Consider the following 15232-nt stretch of genomic DNA (forward strand, 5'->3'; position numbering starts at 1 on the left):
GGGGCAGCGGATCAAGGTGGTGATCGCCGACGACGAGCCCTTGATCAGGGCCGGGATCCGGATGATCCTCACCTCCGACCCGGAGATCGAGGTCGTCGCCGAGGCCGTGAACGGCCGCGAGGCGGTCGACCTGGCGCGCGCCCACGCCGCGGACGTGGTGCTGCTCGACATCCAGATGCCCGTGCTCGACGGGCTCTCCGCCCTCCCCGAGCTGCGCCGGGCCGCGCCGTCGACGCGGGTGATCGTGCTCACCACCTTCGGCGAGCGGGAGAACGTGCTGCGGGCGCTGGAGCACGGCGGGGCCGGGTTCCTGCTCAAGGACACGGCGCCGGCCGAGCTGATCCGGGCCGTACGGGCCGCCGCCGCGGGCGACGCCTACCTCTCCCCCGCCGCCACCCGGCACGTCGTCGAGCAGCTCGCCTCCGGGCGGGAGGCGGCGCGCGCCGAGGAGGCGCGGGCCCGGCTGACCGCGCTCAGCGAGCGCGAGCGCGAGGTGCTGGCCCTCCTCGGGGAGGGCCTGTCCAACGCGGACGCGGGCCGGCGGCTGCACATGAGCGAGGCCACCGTGAAGACGTACGTGAGCCGGATCCTCGCCAAGCTGAGCTGCGAGAACCGGGTGCAGGCGGCGCTGCTGGCGCGGGACGCGGGCCTGTAGCGGCTACCGCTCGGGCCGGGGCCAGGAATCCCCGATGGGGGCGGGGAGACCCGTGTCGCCGGCGGCGTTGTAGCGGAGCAGGTAGGTCGCGAACGCGGCCAGGTCCTCGGCCGACCAGTCCTTGAGGCGCTCCTCGTACGCGGCGAGCCGGCTGGCCTGGGTGGAGGCGAGGACCTGCGTGCCCGCCTCGGTCGGGTGCAGCACCTGGACCCGGTGGTCGTCCGGGTCGGGCCGCCGCTCGACCAGGCCGAGCTTCTCCAGTGCCGCGACCTGGCGGCTGACCGTCGACTTGTCCAGCAGGTAGTGGGCCGCGAGATCCGTGGCCCGGCAGCCCTGCTGGTCGTCGATGTGGGCGAGAAGGGTGTACGAGACCAGCGGCAGCTCCGGATGGAGCCGGGCCGCGGCCGCCCGCGCCCGGCGGGCGAAGGCCGTCAGTTCCCGCTGGATGATGTCGAGAGAGCTCTCCCGCGCGCCGCCGCTCATGGTGCGCTCCTTGCTGCCGCGGGACGGGCGCCTGTGCCGCACCCTCCCTTTCAGTTGTATAGTACAACGGTTGTTTAGTTGTAAAAGCCAACCATGGAGGTTCAGGTGTCCGCAGGACCGCACACCAAGGGAGCATTGCGCCACGTCCTCGGGCACCTGCTCACCCCGCTGCTCATGTGCCTCGGCATGGGCCTCGCCTACCTCGGCGCCTTCCACGCCCCCGAGCCGCACGACCTGCGCGTCGACATCGTCGGCTCCGGACCACGCGCCCAGATCCTCGCCCAGACCCTCCAGGACAAGGGCGCCGGCGCCCTCGACGTCCGCACCGTCCCCGACCGCGCCACCGCCACCGCCGCCCTGCGCGACCGCTCCACCTTCGGCGCCTACCTCCCCGACGGCGCCGCCCCCGAACTGCTCGTCGCCTCCGCCTCCTCCGACACCAGCGCCATGGCCGTCGAGAAGGTCTTCACCAAGGTCGCCGCCACCCAGGGCCGGCCGCTCAAGGTCACCGACGTCGCCCCGGTCTCCTCCGGCGACCCCACCGGCCAGGGCATCTTCTTCCTCCTCGTCGCCCTCAGCATCGGCTCCTACGCATCCGTCGCCGTCATCGGCGGCGCCGGCGCCGTCCTGCCCATGCGGATCCGAGCCCTGCTCGCCGCCGGCATGTCCCTCGTCGTCAGCCTCGTCGGGACCGTCTTCGCCGGACCCCTCTTCCACCTCGTCGACCACGGCCTCGGCGGCCTCTGGGCCATGTCGTGGCTCTACAGCGCCGGCATCCTGCTGATCGGCGTCGGACTCCACACCTTCCTCAAGCGCTGGACCACCCTCGGCGTCATGGTCCTGTTCGTGATGCTCAACTTCACCAGCTCCGGCGGCATCTACCGGCCCGAACTCCAGCCCGGCTTCTTCGGCTCCCTGCACGCCTTCTGGAACGGCGCCGGATACGTCGAAGGCGTCCGCGACCACGTGTACTTCGGCGGCCACGCCCTCGGCGGCAACCTCGTCGTCCTCACCCTCTGGCTCCTCGCGGGCGTCGCCCTGACCGTCACCGCCGGCCTCACCGAAGCCCGCCGCAGCACCCCGCCCACCACGGCGACCGCCCCGACCACGCCGACCCGGACGCGGGCGGAAGCGGAAGCGGAGATCGAGGAGGAGATGGAGGAGGAAATGGAGGAGGCGGTCGGCGTCTGACACCCCGAGAAGAGTTGTCCACAGGACGTTTTCCACAGGGGGAGACGGCGCGTGGCCCCGGCTGTACCGTCGTGACCCGTCGACGAAGTTGATGTTGGCGAACAGCGAACAGCGAACAGCGAACAGCGAACAGCGAACAGCGAACGGCGGGGGAGGGCGTCCCATGGACGACATCACGACAGCGGCGGTACCGGGACAGCGCGATCACACGACGGCGGACGGCGGCACGGCCCGCCTTCCGTACGTCCCCGGCTTCCTCCCCCGCGCCGCCGCAGAAGCCACCGCCGACGCCAAGCAGCGCGGCAAGCGCCTCCGGGACGACGTCCCCCGCGCCAAACAGGCCGCGCTCATCCCCCTGCCCGACCGCCCCGACGCCGCCCGTGCCGTCGAGGAGTCCAACCAGGGCCGCGTCCCCGAACTCACCCCCATCCGGGTCGGCCGCATGGCGGCCAGCCCCTTCGCGTTCCTCCGCGGCTCCGCCGGACTCATGGCCCACGACCTCGCCGGCTCCCCCGTCACCGGCATCGCCGCCCAGCTGTGCGGCGACGCGCACGCGGCCAACTTCGGCCTCTACGGCGACGCCCGCGGCCGGCTCGTCATCGACCTCAACGACTTCGACGAGACCGTCGTCGGCCCCTGGGAATGGGACCTCAAACGGCTCGCCACCTCCCTCGTCCTCGCCGGACGCGAAGCCGGCGCCGACGAGGACACCTGCCGGGCCGCCGCCTTCGACACCGTCGGCGCCTACCGGCGCACCATGCGCCTGCTCGCCCGGCTCCCCGCCCTCGACGCCTGGAACGCCATCGCCGACGAGGAACTCGTCTCCCACACCGACGCCCGCGACCTCATAGGCACCCTCGAACGCGTCTCGGCCAAGGCCCGCAACAACACCAGCGCGCGCTTCGCCGCCCGCTCTACCGAGGCCATACCCGAGACCGACGGCGGCGGACGCCGCTTCGTCGACGCACCGCCGGTACTGCGCCGCGTCCCCGACGCGGAGGCGGCGGCCGTCGCCGCCTCCCTCGGCCCCTACCTGGCCACCGTCTCCGAGGACCGTCTGCCGCTGCTCGCCCGCTACGCCGTCCACGACGTGGCCTTCCGCGTCGTCGGCACCGGCAGCGTCGGAACCCGCTCGTACGTGGTGCTGCTCCTCGACCACCGGGGCGAGCCGCTCGTCCTCCAGGTCAAGGAAGCCCGCCCCTCGGCGCTCCTGCCCTACCTCCCGGCCGCCGGCTTCACCACGCCGGCCGCCGGGCACGAAGGGCGGCGCGTGGTGCTCGGACAGAAGCGGATGCAGGTCGTCAGCGACATCCTGCTCGGCTGGACGACGGTCGAGGGCCGGCCCTTCCAGGTGCGGCAGTTCCGCAACCGCAAGGGCAGCGTCGACCCCGCCGCCCTCACCGCCGACCAGTTCGACGACTACGGCCGCATGACCGGCGCCCTGCTGGCCCGCGCCCACGCCCACAGCGCGGACCCGCGCCTGATAGCCGGCTACTGCGGCAAGAACGAGGAGCTCGACGAGGCCGTGGCGGCCTTCGCCGTCGCCTACGCCGACCGCACCACCGCAGACCACGCCGACCTCCTGTCAGCCATCCGCAGCGGGCGCATAGCGGCGGAACACGGCGTCTGACGCGGGGGCCGGCGCGGGCGTGGTGCGGTGGGACCCGCCCGGGCGTGGTGGGGTGGGGCTCTGCCCGGGCGTCGTGCCGTGGGGACCTGCACGCGTGCGGTGGGGGTCCTGGCCGGGTGCGGCGGGGACCTGTCCGGGTGAGGCGGGGTCCTGCCCGGGCACGGTGGGGACCTGCCCCGGGCGCGGCGAGGGGCAGCCTGCTCCCGCGCCTGGCGAGGCGGTTTCCGGGGGCTGAGGCCTGGCATGACGCATTTCGGCGAATGAGGGGGAGGGGTGGGGGGGGAGGGGGACCCCCCCGGACGCGTGAGCCGTAGGCTGGGTGGGGACGAGCCGGAACGAGGACGTGGACGGGCGTGACGTGAGCGTGGACCAGAGCGAGCGGCCTGAGGCGCGGCTTGATCAGGCGGTGCGGGTGGCCGAGCAGGCTCTGATCGAGTTCGAGATCGCGGTCGAGACCTTCCGGGTCGAGGTGGAGAACTTCTCCCGGCTGCATCACCAGAAGCTCGGCCCGATGTACGCGCGGCTCGACGAGCTGGACGCGCAGATCGCGGAGGCCAGGGCGGCGCGCACCGGGGATCCCGAGGATCTGCGACGGGCGCAGGAGGCGCGGGCGGCGGTCCTGCCGATGCCCGGCGTCGAGGAGCTGTTCCACGACTGGGTCGACTCCGACGGTCTGTCCCCCGAGGCCGCGGCGATGCTGACGGACCGGGCGGTGCAGCCGCCGAAGCGGGTGCGGCCGTCGGACGAGGTCCGCAAGCTGTACCGGGACCTGGCGCGCAAGGCGCACCCGGATCTGGCGCGGGACGAGGGCGAGCGTAAGCGGCGCGAGGAGTTCATCACGCGCGTGAACGCGGCCTACGCCCGTGGGGACGAGGGTCTGCTGCGGGATCTGTCCGAGGAGTGGGCGGCGGGGCCGGTGCCGGAGGTGCGGCTCAGCGAGAGCGAGGAGCTGTACGCGCGGCTCGAGTGGCTGGCGCAGCGCAAGGAGATGCTGGCGCTGGTCGCGCGGGAGCTCGAGGAGAGCGCGATCGGCGCGATGCTGCGGATGGCGCCGGACGATCCCGACCGGCTGCTGGAGGAGATCGCGGAGCAGCTGCTCGCGCAGGTCGCCGAGCGTGAGGCGGAGCTCGCCGGGCTCGTCGGGTAGGTCGTGTGCAGTAGTTTCGTGGGTGGTGCGCCCGTGAGCGGCGCGGAGTTTCAGAGAGAAGGCCAGGTCCATGAATTTCGCCCCGCTGCCGTCCGTCGACGCGGCTTCCGTGCCGGCCGATGCTCTGGTGCTGGACGTGCGTGAGGACAACGAGTGGGCGGCGGGTCATGTCGAGGGCGCGCTGCACGTTCCGATGAGTGATTTCGTGGCGCGGTTCGGTGAAGTGACCGAGGCCGTGGCGGAGGGCCGTCGGGCGTTCGTGATGTGCCGGGTGGGTGGTCGTTCGGCGCAGGTCACGCAGTACCTGGTGCAGCAGGGCATCGACGCGGTGAACGTCGACGGTGGCATGGTGGCCTGGGAGGGTGCCGGGCGTCCGATGGTGACGGACGACGGCAGCCCCGCGTTCGTGCTCTAGTTCCTGCGGCGGTCCGGGCCGGGCCGGGCTGGGCCGGGTGTGTGCCGGGCCGGGCCGGGCTGGGCCGGGTGTGTGCCGGGCCGGGCCGGGCTTGTCAGGCGAGGGGGTGGGCGGCCAGGAGGTCGCCCAGTTCTTCTTCGTGCCGGGCGGCGGGGCCGAGGGAGAGTTCCAGGTGTTTGGCCCAGGCGTGGTACCGGTGCAGGGGATAGTCGGTGTCGGCGCCGAAGCCGCCGTGGAGGTGCTGGGCGGTCTGGACGACGCGGCGTACGCCTTCCGCGGCCCAGATCTTGGCGACGGCGATGTCTCCGGCGGCCGGGAGTGCTCCGGTGGTGTCGGTGGTGATGCGCCAGGCGGCCTGCCAGAGGGTGACCTCCATGGCGCGGAGGTCGATGTAGCGGTCGGCGGCCTGGACGGCGACGGCCTGGAAGGTGGCCACGGGGTGGCCGAACTGTTCGCGTTTGCCGGTGTACTGGCTGGTCATGCCGAGGACCTGTTCGCCGAGGCCGAGGGCGAGGGCGCAGGTTCCGGTGGCGAGGAGTGCGTGGAGCCGTTCCCAGGTGCCTTCGGTGTCGATGACGTCGGCGTCGTCGAGGTGGACGTCGTCGAGGTGGAGCTCGGCGAGGAGTTCGCCGTGGGTGGCGTACTGGTCGGCCAGGGTGAGTCCGGCGTGGGCGCGGGGCAGTAGGGCGAGGACGGTGCGGCCGTCGGGGGTGTGCGCGGGGACGGCGATGCGGTCGGCCTGGTGGGCCCAGGGGACGGCGCTGGTGTGGCCGTCGAGGGTCCAGCCGGTGGTGTCGCGGCGAGCGGTGACGGCGAGGGGGGCCGGGTCGTGGCCGGTACGGCCGTGGGCGGCGGCGGTGAGGACGAGTTCGCCGCGGGTGACGCGGGGGAGCAGGGCGTCGGCGGTGGCGGCGGGGGCGTGGTGCTGGATGGTGAGGGCGACGGCGCAGGTTTCGAGGAGGGGGACGCGGGCGAGGGCTCGGGCGGATTCGCGCAGGACGAGGCAGAGCGCGATGGGGTCGAGTCCGGAGCCGCCGTGGGCGGGGTCGAGGACGAGGCCGAGCAGGTCGGTGTCGGCGAGGCGGGCCCAGAGGGCGCGGTCGAGGTCGTCGGCGACCGCGCCCGGGACGAGGGCGGGGCTGGGTACCTGGTCGGGTGCGACGCCGGCGAAGACGGCCTTGGCCGTTTCGGCGGCCGCCTGCTGCTCTTCGGTGAAGGTGAAGTCCACTGTCCTGCCCCTCCCTGCCGTGCCCGCTGCTGTCTGACGGACCGTCAAGATAGAACAGGTTCTAGCGGAAGGGAATGGGCGGGCCCGCAGCCGTCAGCGGTCGAAGTCGAGCTCGACCTCCGGTGTGGCGGGGTGGGACTGGCAGGCCAGGACGTAGCCGGCGTCGGTCTCCTCGGGCTCCAGCGCGAAGTTGCGGTCCATGCGGACCTCGCCGGAGACGAGGAAGGCGCGGCAGGTGCCGCACACGCCGCCCTTGCAGGCGTACGGGGCGTCCGCCCGGGCGCGCAGCACGGTGTCGAGGAGCGTCTCGCCGCGCTGGACGGGCCAGTTGCCGGACCGGCCGTGCAGGGTCGCGGTGAGGGTGGCCTGGGCGGGGGCGTCCGCGGCGGCGGCCGGCGCGGGGGCGGAGCCGTCGTCGACGTGGAAGATCTCCTGGTGGACGCGGGCGCGGTCGACGCCGAGTCCGCGCAGGGCCTGTTCGGCGCTCTGCACCAGGCCGAAGGGGCCGCACAGGAACCAGCCGTCGATCTCGCCGACGGGGAGGAGCGCGGGAAGCAGGCCGGTGAGCCGTTCCGCGTCGAGTCGTCCGGAGGGGAGTCCGGACTGCTGCTCCTCGCGGGAGAGGACGGTGACCAGCTGGAAGCGGTCGGGGTAGCGGTCCTTGAGGTCGGCGACCTCGTCGAGGAACATCGTGGAGGCCGCGGTGCGGTCGCTGCGGACCAGGCAGAACCGTGCCTCGGGCTCCCGGGCGAGGAGGGTGGCGGCCATCGACAGGACCGGGGTGATGCCGCTGCCGCCGACCACGGCCGCGAAGTGTCCGGGGCGCGGGTCGAGGACGAAGCGGCCCATGGGTTCCATGACCTCGACGAGGTCGCCGACGGCGAGCTCCTTGAGGGCGTAGGTGGAGAACTCCCCGCCGTCGACGTGCCGGATGCCGACGCGCAGGACCGGGGTCTCTCCTTCGGCGGCGGCCGGGGCGCAGATCGAGTACGTGCGGCGGATCTCGGTGCCGTCGGGGGCGGTGCGGCGCAGGGCGAGGTGCTGGCCGGGGGTGTGCCGGTAGCTCTCGACGAGCTCGTCCGGGACCGCGAAGGTGACGGCCACGGAGTCGTCGGTGAGCTGCTCGACCTCGCTCACGCGGAGCGGATGGAACCCGGCCCGTCCGGGGCTCTGGGACGGCATCTACAACTCCTTGAAGTGGTCGAACGGTTCGCGGCAGGACGCGCAGCGGCGCAGTGCCTTGCACGCGGTGGAGGAGAAGCGGCTGAGCAGCTCGGTGTCGGTGGAGCCGCAGTGGGGGCAGCGGATCGCCAGGGTGAGCGCGACGGGTCCGCCGGCCGGGCCCTGGGGGCGGGGCGGCGCGATGCCGAACTCGGCGAGCTTGCGGCGTCCTTCGGCGGTGATGTCGTCGGTCGACCAGGCGGGGCTGAGGACGGTGACGACGGAGACCTCGGGTATGCCGTGGTCGTGCAGGGCGCTCTCGATGTCGGAGGACATCGCCTCGATCGCCGGGCAGCCGGTGTAGGTCGGGGTGAGTTCGACCTCGACGCGGCCGGGGCCTTGGACGTGGACGCCGCGGACGACGCCGAGTTCGGCGAGGGTGAGGACGGGCAGCTCGGGGTCGGGGACGGCGCCGGCGATCCGGGCCAGCTCCTCTTCGAGGGCGGTCGGGGCGGCGGTCACCATGACGCACCCGGGTGGCTGCGGTGCAGGTGCTGCATCTCGGCGAGCATGCGGCCGAAGGACTCGGTGTGCAGTCCCTGGCGGCCGGCGCCCGCGCTCCAGGCGCCGGTGCGCGGCCCGGTGGGGACGGTGAGCGTCGCCTTGCCGAGGACGGCGGTCACGGAGTCGAGCCAGGCACGCTCCATGGTCTCGGTGTCGACGTCGAGGCCGTCGAGGGGCTGGAACAGCTCGCCGGTGTAGCGCCACAGGGCGTCGCAGGCCTGCTGCATCCGCCGGTGGCTCTCCTCGGTGCCGTCGCCAAGGCGCAGGGTCCAGTGCTCGGCGTGGTCCTGGTGGTAGGCGACTTCCTTGACGGCCTTGCCGGCGAGTCCGGCGAGCGGGCTGTCGCCGGTGGCCAGCTGCCCGTACAGGAGGTGCTGATAGGTGGAGAAGTACAGCTGCCGGGCGATGGTGTGGGCGAAGTCGCCGTTGGGCTGCTCGACGAGCTGGCAGTTGCGGAAGGCGCGTTCCTCGCGGAGGTAGGCCAGTTCGTCCTCGTCGCCGACGAGGGAGAGCAGGATGCGGGCCTGGCCGAGGAGGTCGAGCGCGATGTTGGCGAGGGCGACCTCTTCCTCGAGGACGGGGGCGCTGCCGGCCCACTCCCCGAGTCGCTGGGCGAGGACGAGGGCGTCGTCGCCGAGGGCGAGCCTCGCGGCCGGGACGGCGGTGGTGGTCGGGCCGGTCACAGGTGCTTCACCCCGTCCGGGATCTCGTAGAAGGTCGGGTGGCGGTAGGGCTTGTCCGCGGACGGCTCGAAGAAGGGGTCCTTCTCGTCGGGCGAGGAGGCGGTGATCGCGGTGGAGGGGACCACCCAGATCGACACGCCCTCGTTGCGCCGGGTGTAGAGGTCGCGGGCGTTGCGCAGGGCCATCTCGGCGTCCGGGGCGTGCAGGCTGCCGGCGTGGGTGTGGGACAGTCCGCGGCGCGAGCGCACGAACACCTCCCACAGCGGCCATCCGTCGGTGGTCATGCGCGTGCCTCCCCGTTCTTCTCGTGCTGTCCGCCGTTCTGTCCGGCGTGCTTCTCCGCGTAGGCCGCGGCGGCGTCCCTGACCCAGGCGCCGTCCTCGTGCGCCTGGCGGCGCTTGGTGAGCCGCTGCTCGTTGCAGGGGCCGTTGCCCTTGAGGACGTCCCAGAACTCGGCCCAGTCGATGGGGCCGAAGTCGTAGTGCCCGCGCTCCTCGTTCCACTTCAGGTCGGGGTCGGGGAGGGTGAGGCCGAGGGTCTCGGCCTGCGGGACGGCGATGTCGACGAAGCGCTGGCGCAGCTCGTCGTTGGAGTGGCGCTTGATCTTCCACGCCATCGCCTGGGCGGAGTGGGTCGACTCGTCGTCCGGCGGGCCGAACATCATCAGCGAGGGCCACCACCAGCGGTTCACCGCGTCCTGGGCCATCGCGTGCTGCGCCTCGGTGCCGCGGGAGAGCGCGAGCAGCGCCTCGTACCCCTGGCGCTGGTGGAACGACTCCTCCTTGCAGACCCGGACCATCGCCCGTGCGTACGGCCCGTAGGAGCAGCGGCAGAGGGGGACCTGGTTGGTGATCGCGGCGCCGTCCACGAGCCAGCCGATCGCGCCGACGTCGGCCCAGGTCAGCGTCGGGTAGTTGAAGATCGAGGAGTACTTCTGGCGGCCGGAGTGGAGCTTGTCGAGCAGCTCGTCGCGGCTGGCGCCGAGGGTCTCGGCCGCGCTGTACAGATACAGCCCGTGGCCCGCCTCGTCCTGGACCTTGGCCATGAGGATCGCCTTGCGCCGCAGGCTGGGCGCGCGGGTGATCCAGTTGGCCTCCGGCTGCATGCCGATGATCTCGGAGTGGGCGTGCTGGGCGATCTGGCGGATCAGGCCGGCCCGGTAGGGCTCGGGCATCCAGTCGCGGGGCTCGATGCGCTCGTCGGCGGCCACGGCGGCATCGAACACCGCTTCGAGGGCGGCTTGCGTCGCCGTCGAACCCGCTGTCCCTGTCGTCTCTGCCGTACCTGTGGTCATCGGACCCCCTACCGACCGATCGTTCGGTTGAATGACTTCAATGGTCGTTCGGCGGCCCGTATGGTGTCAACCTCTGTGGACAACTGCTTGGGCCGATGGGGAGCGGGGCGCGATGGACTCGTACGGCGACGGCACCGTCGGTGACGACGGACGCCTGAAGCGGCCCGAACGGGGCGAGGCGCCCGAACGCGCGGCCGATACGGCGCCGCGGACCGACGCGTCCGCCGAGACCGACGCGTCCGCCGGCGCCGAGGCAGACGACCCGCAGGCCGCAGGCGACGCCCCGCCCGTCCCCGAGCCCGGCCCCGTCGGCGAGCCCGGTCCCGTCCCCGAGCCCGGCCCCCTCCCCGCCCCCGTCCCCGGCCCGGACCCCGAGCCCGCCCCCGGGCGCCCCCGCCCCCAGACCGGGATCGCCGCGCTCTCCATGCCCTACCAGGTGGTCGCGGCCGTCGCCCTCGCTGTCGTCGGCGTCTTCGCCTGCGTCCACCTCGCGATGGTCTTCCTGCACGTCGCGCCCTCGAACACGCTGACCAAGCGGCACGGCGAGGCCGTCGACGACTGGGTCTATCCCGAGTTCGAGCAGAACTGGAAGCTGTTCGCCCCCAACCCGCTCCAGCAGAACATCTCCGTGGAGGTCCGGGCGGAGATCGCCGGAGCCGACGGCGGCCGCAGGACCACCGGCTGGATCGACCTGTCCGCCCAGGACACCGCACGCATCCGCGGCAGCCTCCTGCCCAGCCACACCGAGCAGAACGAGCTGCGCCGGGCCTGGGACTTCTACCTCAACTCGCACACCGACGACCACCGCCCCAACGGGCTGCGCGGCGAACTCTCCGAGAGGTACATGAGGCGGATCGTGATGCTGCGCCTCGACCCGGAGAAGCTCGGCGGATCCGTCGAGAAGATCCAGCTGCGCTCCGCCACCCGGGCGGTGCCGCCGCCCGCGTGGAGCACCGAGAAGGCGGACACGGAGCCGGCCTTCCGTACCTGTCCCTGGTGGCGGATCACCGCCGCCGACCGGCCCGCCGGGGCCACCGTGGAGGCGGCCCGATGAGCCACACCCCCGCCGCCGAGCGGCCCCGCGTCCCCTTCGACCGGCGGCTCGCCGCCGCCGTCCAGAAGGTCACGGCGAACGCCCTCGGCCCCCACCAGACGGCGATCGTCCGGATCGGCTTCTCGCTGACCTGGCTGCTGTTCCTGCTGCGCGAGTGGCCCCACCGACTGGAGCTGTACGGCCCCGACGGCCCCTGGTCCTGGGACATGGGCCGGCGGCTGATCGCCGACAACCGCGCCTTCAGCGTGCTGATGTGGTCCGACGGGCGGCTCTGGTTCGAGCTCGTCTACGGCCTCGCCGTGCTCTCCGCGGTGCTGCTGCTGCTCGGCTGGCACACGCGGGCCGTCTCGGTGGTCTTCATGGCCGGGGTGCTGTCGCTGCAGAATCGCTCCATCTTCATGGGCGACGGCGGCGACAACGTGGTCCATCTGATGTCGGTCTACCTCGTCCTCACCCGCTGCGGGCAGGTCTGGTCGCTCGACGCCCGGCGCGCGGCCCGCGGCCGCGGCGAGGACGGCCCCGTCGGGCCGCTGCTGTGGACGGTGCTCGGCGGCTTCCTGATGGCGGCGACCTACTTCTCCGGCAGGACCGGTGAGTGGTGGCTGCTGGTGCTGCTGTGCGTGCTGTGGCTGGGGCAGGGGCTGTGGTGGCTGGTGCGCCGCTACGCCTCCGACGAGCCGCGCGTCCTCCTCGACGTCCTCGCCAACCTCGTCCACAACGCCACCCTCGTCGTGATCATGGCCGAGGTCTGTCTGATCTACGCCACCGCAGGCTGGTACAAGATCCAGGGCTCGCGCTGGCAGGACGGCTCGGCGCTGTACTACCCGCTCAAGCTGGACTACTTCTCCCCCTGGCCGGCCCTGTCCGACCTGCTGGGGTCGAGCGGGATCATGGTGCTGCTGCTGACCTACGGCACGGTGATCGTGCAGGTCGCCTTCCCCTTCACGCTCTTCCATCGCAAGGTCAAGAACGTGCTGCTCGCGATGATGATGCTGGAGCACGCCGGCATCGCCGTGCTGCTCGGGCTGCCGTTCTTCTCCCTCGCGATGATCGCCGCCGACGCCGTCTTCCTGCCCACCGTCTTCCTGGTGTGGCTGGGCGCGCGGGTGGCCCGGGGCCGGGACCGGGTCCTCGGCCGGGACCGGGCTGCCGCGGGGGCGGCGGAGCCGGTCCGTTCGGGTGAGGAGCCGAGCCCCCGTACCCTCGTCGGGTGAGCACCACCGAAGAGAAGCCCGGATCCGTCGAGGGCGGCGAGCCGATCCAGTACGACGAGGGGTTCGGCACCGAGATCGGCGTCGGGCCGCACCCGGAGCCCTGGCCGGGGGACGAGCGCTACGACCCCGAGCTGCTGGCGGGCGGCGACCGGCGCAATGTCGTCGACCGCTACCGGTACTGGACGCGGGAGGCGATCGTCGCCGACCTGGACACCCGCCGCCACGACTTCCACGTGGCGGTGGAGAACTGGGGTCACGACTTCAACATCGGCTCGGTGGTGCGGACGGCCAACGCCTTCCTCGCGAAGGAGATCCACATCGTGGGCCGGCGGCGCTGGAACCGGCGCGGCGCCATGGTCACGGACCGCTACCAGCATGTGCGCCACCACCCGGACACGGAGGCGCTGACCGCGTGGGCGGCGGCCGAGGACCTGCCGATCATCGGGATCGACAACCTGCCGGGCGCGGTGCCGCTGGAGCGGACCGTGCTGCCGCGGCGCTGTGTGCTGCTGTTCGGGCAGGAGGGGCCGGGCCTCACCGAGGAGGCCCGGAAGCACGCGGCGATGGTCTGCTCCATCGCCCAGTTCGGCTCGACCCGGTCGATCAACGCGGGCGCCGCGGCGGCGATCGCCATGCACGCCTGGGTGCAGCGCTACGCGGAGATCACCGCGGACTGACCTCCCCGGTGCCGGGCGCGGGCCCGGCACCGGAGACGGCGGGTCCGGGTCAGGCCTGGCGGCGGACCTCCACCACCCGGAAGCGGTTGGAGACGAAGGCGCCGTCGCACAGCGCCGCGTTCGCCGCCGGGTTGCCGCCCGAGCCGTGGAAGTCGGAGAACGCGGCCGTCTGGTTCACGTAGACCCCGCCCGTCAGGTTGAGCGAGAGCTGCGCCGACTCGTCGAGGCAGACCTCCTCGACGGCCCGCTCGGTCTCGGCCGAGGTCGTGTACGCGCCGACCGTCATGGCGCCCTTCTCGCGGACGGTGCGCCGCAGCAGCTCCAGGGCGGCCTCGGTCGAGTCGACCGAGACGGCGAAGGAGACCGGGCCGAAGCACTCCGAGAAGTACGCGGCCTCCGCGTCGGGCTTGGAGCCGTCCAGCTTCACGATGACCGGGGTGCGCACGACGGCGTCCGGGAACTCGGGGTTCTCGACCTCGCGGGAGGCCAGCGCCACCTCGCCCAGGCTCGCCGCGGCCTCCAGACGCGCCTTCACGTCCGGGTTGACCAGGGCGCCGAGCAGCGCGTTCGCCCGGGCGTCGTCGCCGAGCAGGCCGCCGACCGCGGCCGCCAGGTCGGCGGTCACCTCGTCGTACGACTTGGGGCCCTGGTCGGTGGTGATGCCGTCGCGGGGGATCAGCAGGTTCTGCGGGGTGGTGCACATCTGGCCGCTGTACAGGGACAGCGAGAAGGCCAGGTTGGACAGCATGCCCTTGTAGTCGTCGGTGGAGTCGACGACCACCGTGTTGACGCCGGCCTTCTCCGTGTAGACCTGCGCCTGCCGGGCGTTGGCCTCCAGCCAGTCGCCGAAGGCGGTCGAGCCGGTGTAGTCGATGATCTTGATCTCGGGGCGGACCGCGAGGGTCTTGGCGATGCCCTCGCCCGGCCGCTCGGCGGCCAGCGCCACCAGGTTGGGGTCGAAGCCGGACTCGGCGAGCACCTCACGGGCGACCTGGACGGTCAGCGCCAGCGGGAGCACCGCGCGCGGGTGCGGCTTGACCAGGACCGGGTTGCCGGTGGCGAGGGAGGCGAACAGGCCCGGGTACCCGTTCCAGGTCGGGAAGGTGTTGCAGCCGATGACCAGGGCGACGCCGCGGCCGACCGCGGTGAACTCCTTGGTGAGCTCCAGCGGGTCGCGCTTGCCCTGGGGCTTGGACCACGCGGCGCGGCCGGCCGGCGTGCGGGTCTGCTCCTCGTACGCGTAGGCCACGGCCTCCAGGCCGCGGTCCTGGGCGTGCGGGCCGCCGGCCTGGAAGGCCATCATGAAGGCCTGGCCGCTGGTGTGCATGACGGCGTGCGCGAACTCGTGGGTGCGGGCGGAGATCCGGCCGAGGATCTCCAGGCACACCAGGGCGCGGGTCTCGGGGCCGGCCTCGCGCCAGCCCGCCATGCCGGCGCGCATCGCGGGGAGCAGGACGTCGATGTCGGCGTGCGGGTACTCGATGCCGAGCTCCGGGCCGTAGGGAGAGGTCTCGCCGGGGACCCAGCCGTCGGTGCCGGGCTGGTCGAGCTCGAAGCGGCGGCCGAGGAGCTCCTTGTAGGCGGAGAGACCGGCGGCGGCGTCCAGCGAGCCGTTCTCCCCGTAGGCCTTGGGGTGCTCCGGGTACGGCGACCAGTAGGCGCGGGTGCGGATCGTGGCGAGGGCCTGATCGAGCGTGGACCGGTGCTTCTCGGCCAGACGGTCGGTGGTCAGCTGAGCGGTGGCCATGGGTGGACCAACTCCTCGTCGAGCTGGGCAGGGAGACGCTTACGGAGTTAGAGTAACCGAACGATCGGTCGGGACAAGGGGGTCCGGCG

At 72.7% G+C, this 15232-nt stretch carries 16 protein-coding genes; 8 read left to right on the forward strand and 8 right to left on the reverse strand.

Annotated features, from left to right (window positions below):
• Positions 1–19 precede the first annotated feature (19 nt).
• On the forward strand, positions 20–655 hold the full coding sequence (locus ACIGXE_RS10795) for a response regulator (RefSeq protein ID WP_399746337.1): 636 nt from the start codon (positions 20–22) through the stop codon (positions 653–655).
• Between the two features lie 3 nt (positions 656–658).
• Here the strand turns inward: ACIGXE_RS10795 and ACIGXE_RS10800 are convergent, their stop codons facing one another.
• Positions 659–1138 (reverse strand): MarR family winged helix-turn-helix transcriptional regulator, encoded by a 480-nt coding sequence (locus tag ACIGXE_RS10800; RefSeq protein ID WP_399745667.1) that lies wholly within the window; start codon positions 1136–1138, stop codon positions 659–661.
• Positions 1139–1231: 93 nt separating this feature from the next.
• Between ACIGXE_RS10800 and ACIGXE_RS10805 the strand changes: the two genes are divergently transcribed.
• From ACIGXE_RS10805 to ACIGXE_RS10820, 4 genes are all read left to right on the forward strand, one after another.
• A complete protein-coding gene (locus tag ACIGXE_RS10805; RefSeq protein WP_399745669.1) occupies positions 1232–2329 on the forward strand; it encodes a hypothetical protein in 1098 nt (365 codons plus the stop codon).
• 163 nt (positions 2330–2492) lie between these two features.
• Positions 2493–3959 carry a DUF2252 domain-containing protein gene (locus ACIGXE_RS10810; RefSeq protein WP_399745671.1) on the forward strand — a complete coding sequence of 489 codons (1467 nt, stop codon included), beginning with the start codon at positions 2493–2495 and terminating at the stop codon, positions 3957–3959.
• Positions 3960–4317: 358 nt separating this feature from the next.
• Positions 4318–5106 (forward strand): J domain-containing protein, encoded by a 789-nt coding sequence (locus ACIGXE_RS10815; protein ID WP_399745673.1) that lies wholly within the window; start codon positions 4318–4320, stop codon positions 5104–5106.
• 70 nt (positions 5107–5176) lie between these two features.
• Positions 5177–5521, forward strand: a complete 345-nt coding sequence (locus ACIGXE_RS10820) for a rhodanese-like domain-containing protein (protein WP_399745675.1) — start codon at positions 5177–5179, stop codon at positions 5519–5521.
• Between the two features lie 94 nt (positions 5522–5615).
• On the opposite strand, the gene ACIGXE_RS10825 is transcribed toward ACIGXE_RS10820, so the two are convergent.
• The 6 genes from ACIGXE_RS10825 to paaA form a co-directional block, all read right to left on the reverse strand.
• Complete coding sequence (locus ACIGXE_RS10825) at positions 5616–6749, reverse strand: acyl-CoA dehydrogenase family protein (protein ID WP_399745677.1); 1134 nt, start codon at positions 6747–6749, stop codon at positions 5616–5618.
• 93 nt (positions 6750–6842) lie between these two features.
• On the reverse strand, positions 6843–7931 hold the full coding sequence (locus ACIGXE_RS10830; protein ID WP_399745679.1) for a 2Fe-2S iron-sulfur cluster-binding protein: 1089 nt from the start codon (positions 7929–7931) through the stop codon (positions 6843–6845).
• Positions 7932–8435: a 1,2-phenylacetyl-CoA epoxidase subunit PaaD gene (gene paaD, locus ACIGXE_RS10835; RefSeq protein WP_399745681.1), complete on the reverse strand. Its 504-nt coding sequence runs from the start codon at positions 8433–8435 to the stop codon at positions 7932–7934. It lies immediately after the preceding gene.
• Positions 8429–9157, reverse strand: a complete 729-nt coding sequence (gene paaC, locus ACIGXE_RS10840; protein WP_399745683.1) for a 1,2-phenylacetyl-CoA epoxidase subunit PaaC — start codon at positions 9155–9157, stop codon at positions 8429–8431. The genes paaD and paaC overlap by 7 nt, the downstream gene beginning before the upstream one ends.
• A complete protein-coding gene (gene paaB, locus ACIGXE_RS10845; protein WP_327375298.1) occupies positions 9154–9441 on the reverse strand; it encodes a 1,2-phenylacetyl-CoA epoxidase subunit PaaB in 288 nt (95 codons plus the stop codon). The genes paaC and paaB overlap by 4 nt, the downstream gene beginning before the upstream one ends.
• A complete protein-coding gene (paaA, locus tag ACIGXE_RS10850; protein WP_399745685.1) occupies positions 9438–10451 on the reverse strand; it encodes a 1,2-phenylacetyl-CoA epoxidase subunit PaaA in 1014 nt (337 codons plus the stop codon). Before paaA ends, paaB begins: the two co-directional genes overlap by 4 nt.
• 112 nt (positions 10452–10563) lie before the next feature.
• Here paaA and ACIGXE_RS10855 point away from each other — a divergent pair, with 112 nt between their 5' ends.
• The 3 genes from ACIGXE_RS10855 to ACIGXE_RS10865 are packed head-to-tail and all read left to right on the forward strand — an operon-like array spanning position 10564 to position 13396.
• The gene (locus tag ACIGXE_RS10855; protein ID WP_399745687.1) at positions 10564–11505 is read left to right on the forward strand and encodes a DUF5819 family protein; all 942 of its coding nucleotides are present in this window, start codon (positions 10564–10566) and stop codon (positions 11503–11505) included.
• Positions 11502–12719, forward strand: coding sequence for an HTTM domain-containing protein (locus ACIGXE_RS10860; protein ID WP_399745689.1), 1218 nt, complete (start codon positions 11502–11504; stop codon positions 12717–12719). The genes ACIGXE_RS10855 and ACIGXE_RS10860 overlap by 4 nt, the downstream gene beginning before the upstream one ends.
• Positions 12716–13396 carry a TrmH family RNA methyltransferase gene (locus ACIGXE_RS10865; RefSeq protein ID WP_399745691.1) on the forward strand — a complete coding sequence of 227 codons (681 nt, stop codon included), beginning with the start codon at positions 12716–12718 and terminating at the stop codon, positions 13394–13396. Before ACIGXE_RS10860 ends, ACIGXE_RS10865 begins: the two co-directional genes overlap by 4 nt.
• A 49-nt stretch (positions 13397–13445) precedes the next feature.
• On the opposite strand, the gene paaN is transcribed toward ACIGXE_RS10865, so the two are convergent.
• The gene (paaN, locus tag ACIGXE_RS10870) at positions 13446–15143 is read right to left on the reverse strand and encodes a phenylacetic acid degradation protein PaaN (protein WP_399745693.1); all 1698 of its coding nucleotides are present in this window, start codon (positions 15141–15143) and stop codon (positions 13446–13448) included.
• Between the last annotated feature and the right edge of the window lie 89 nt (positions 15144–15232).

The organism is Streptomyces sp. NPDC053431 (genome assembly GCF_044544925.1).
Classification (GTDB): domain Bacteria; phylum Actinomycetota; class Actinomycetes; order Streptomycetales; family Streptomycetaceae; genus Streptomyces.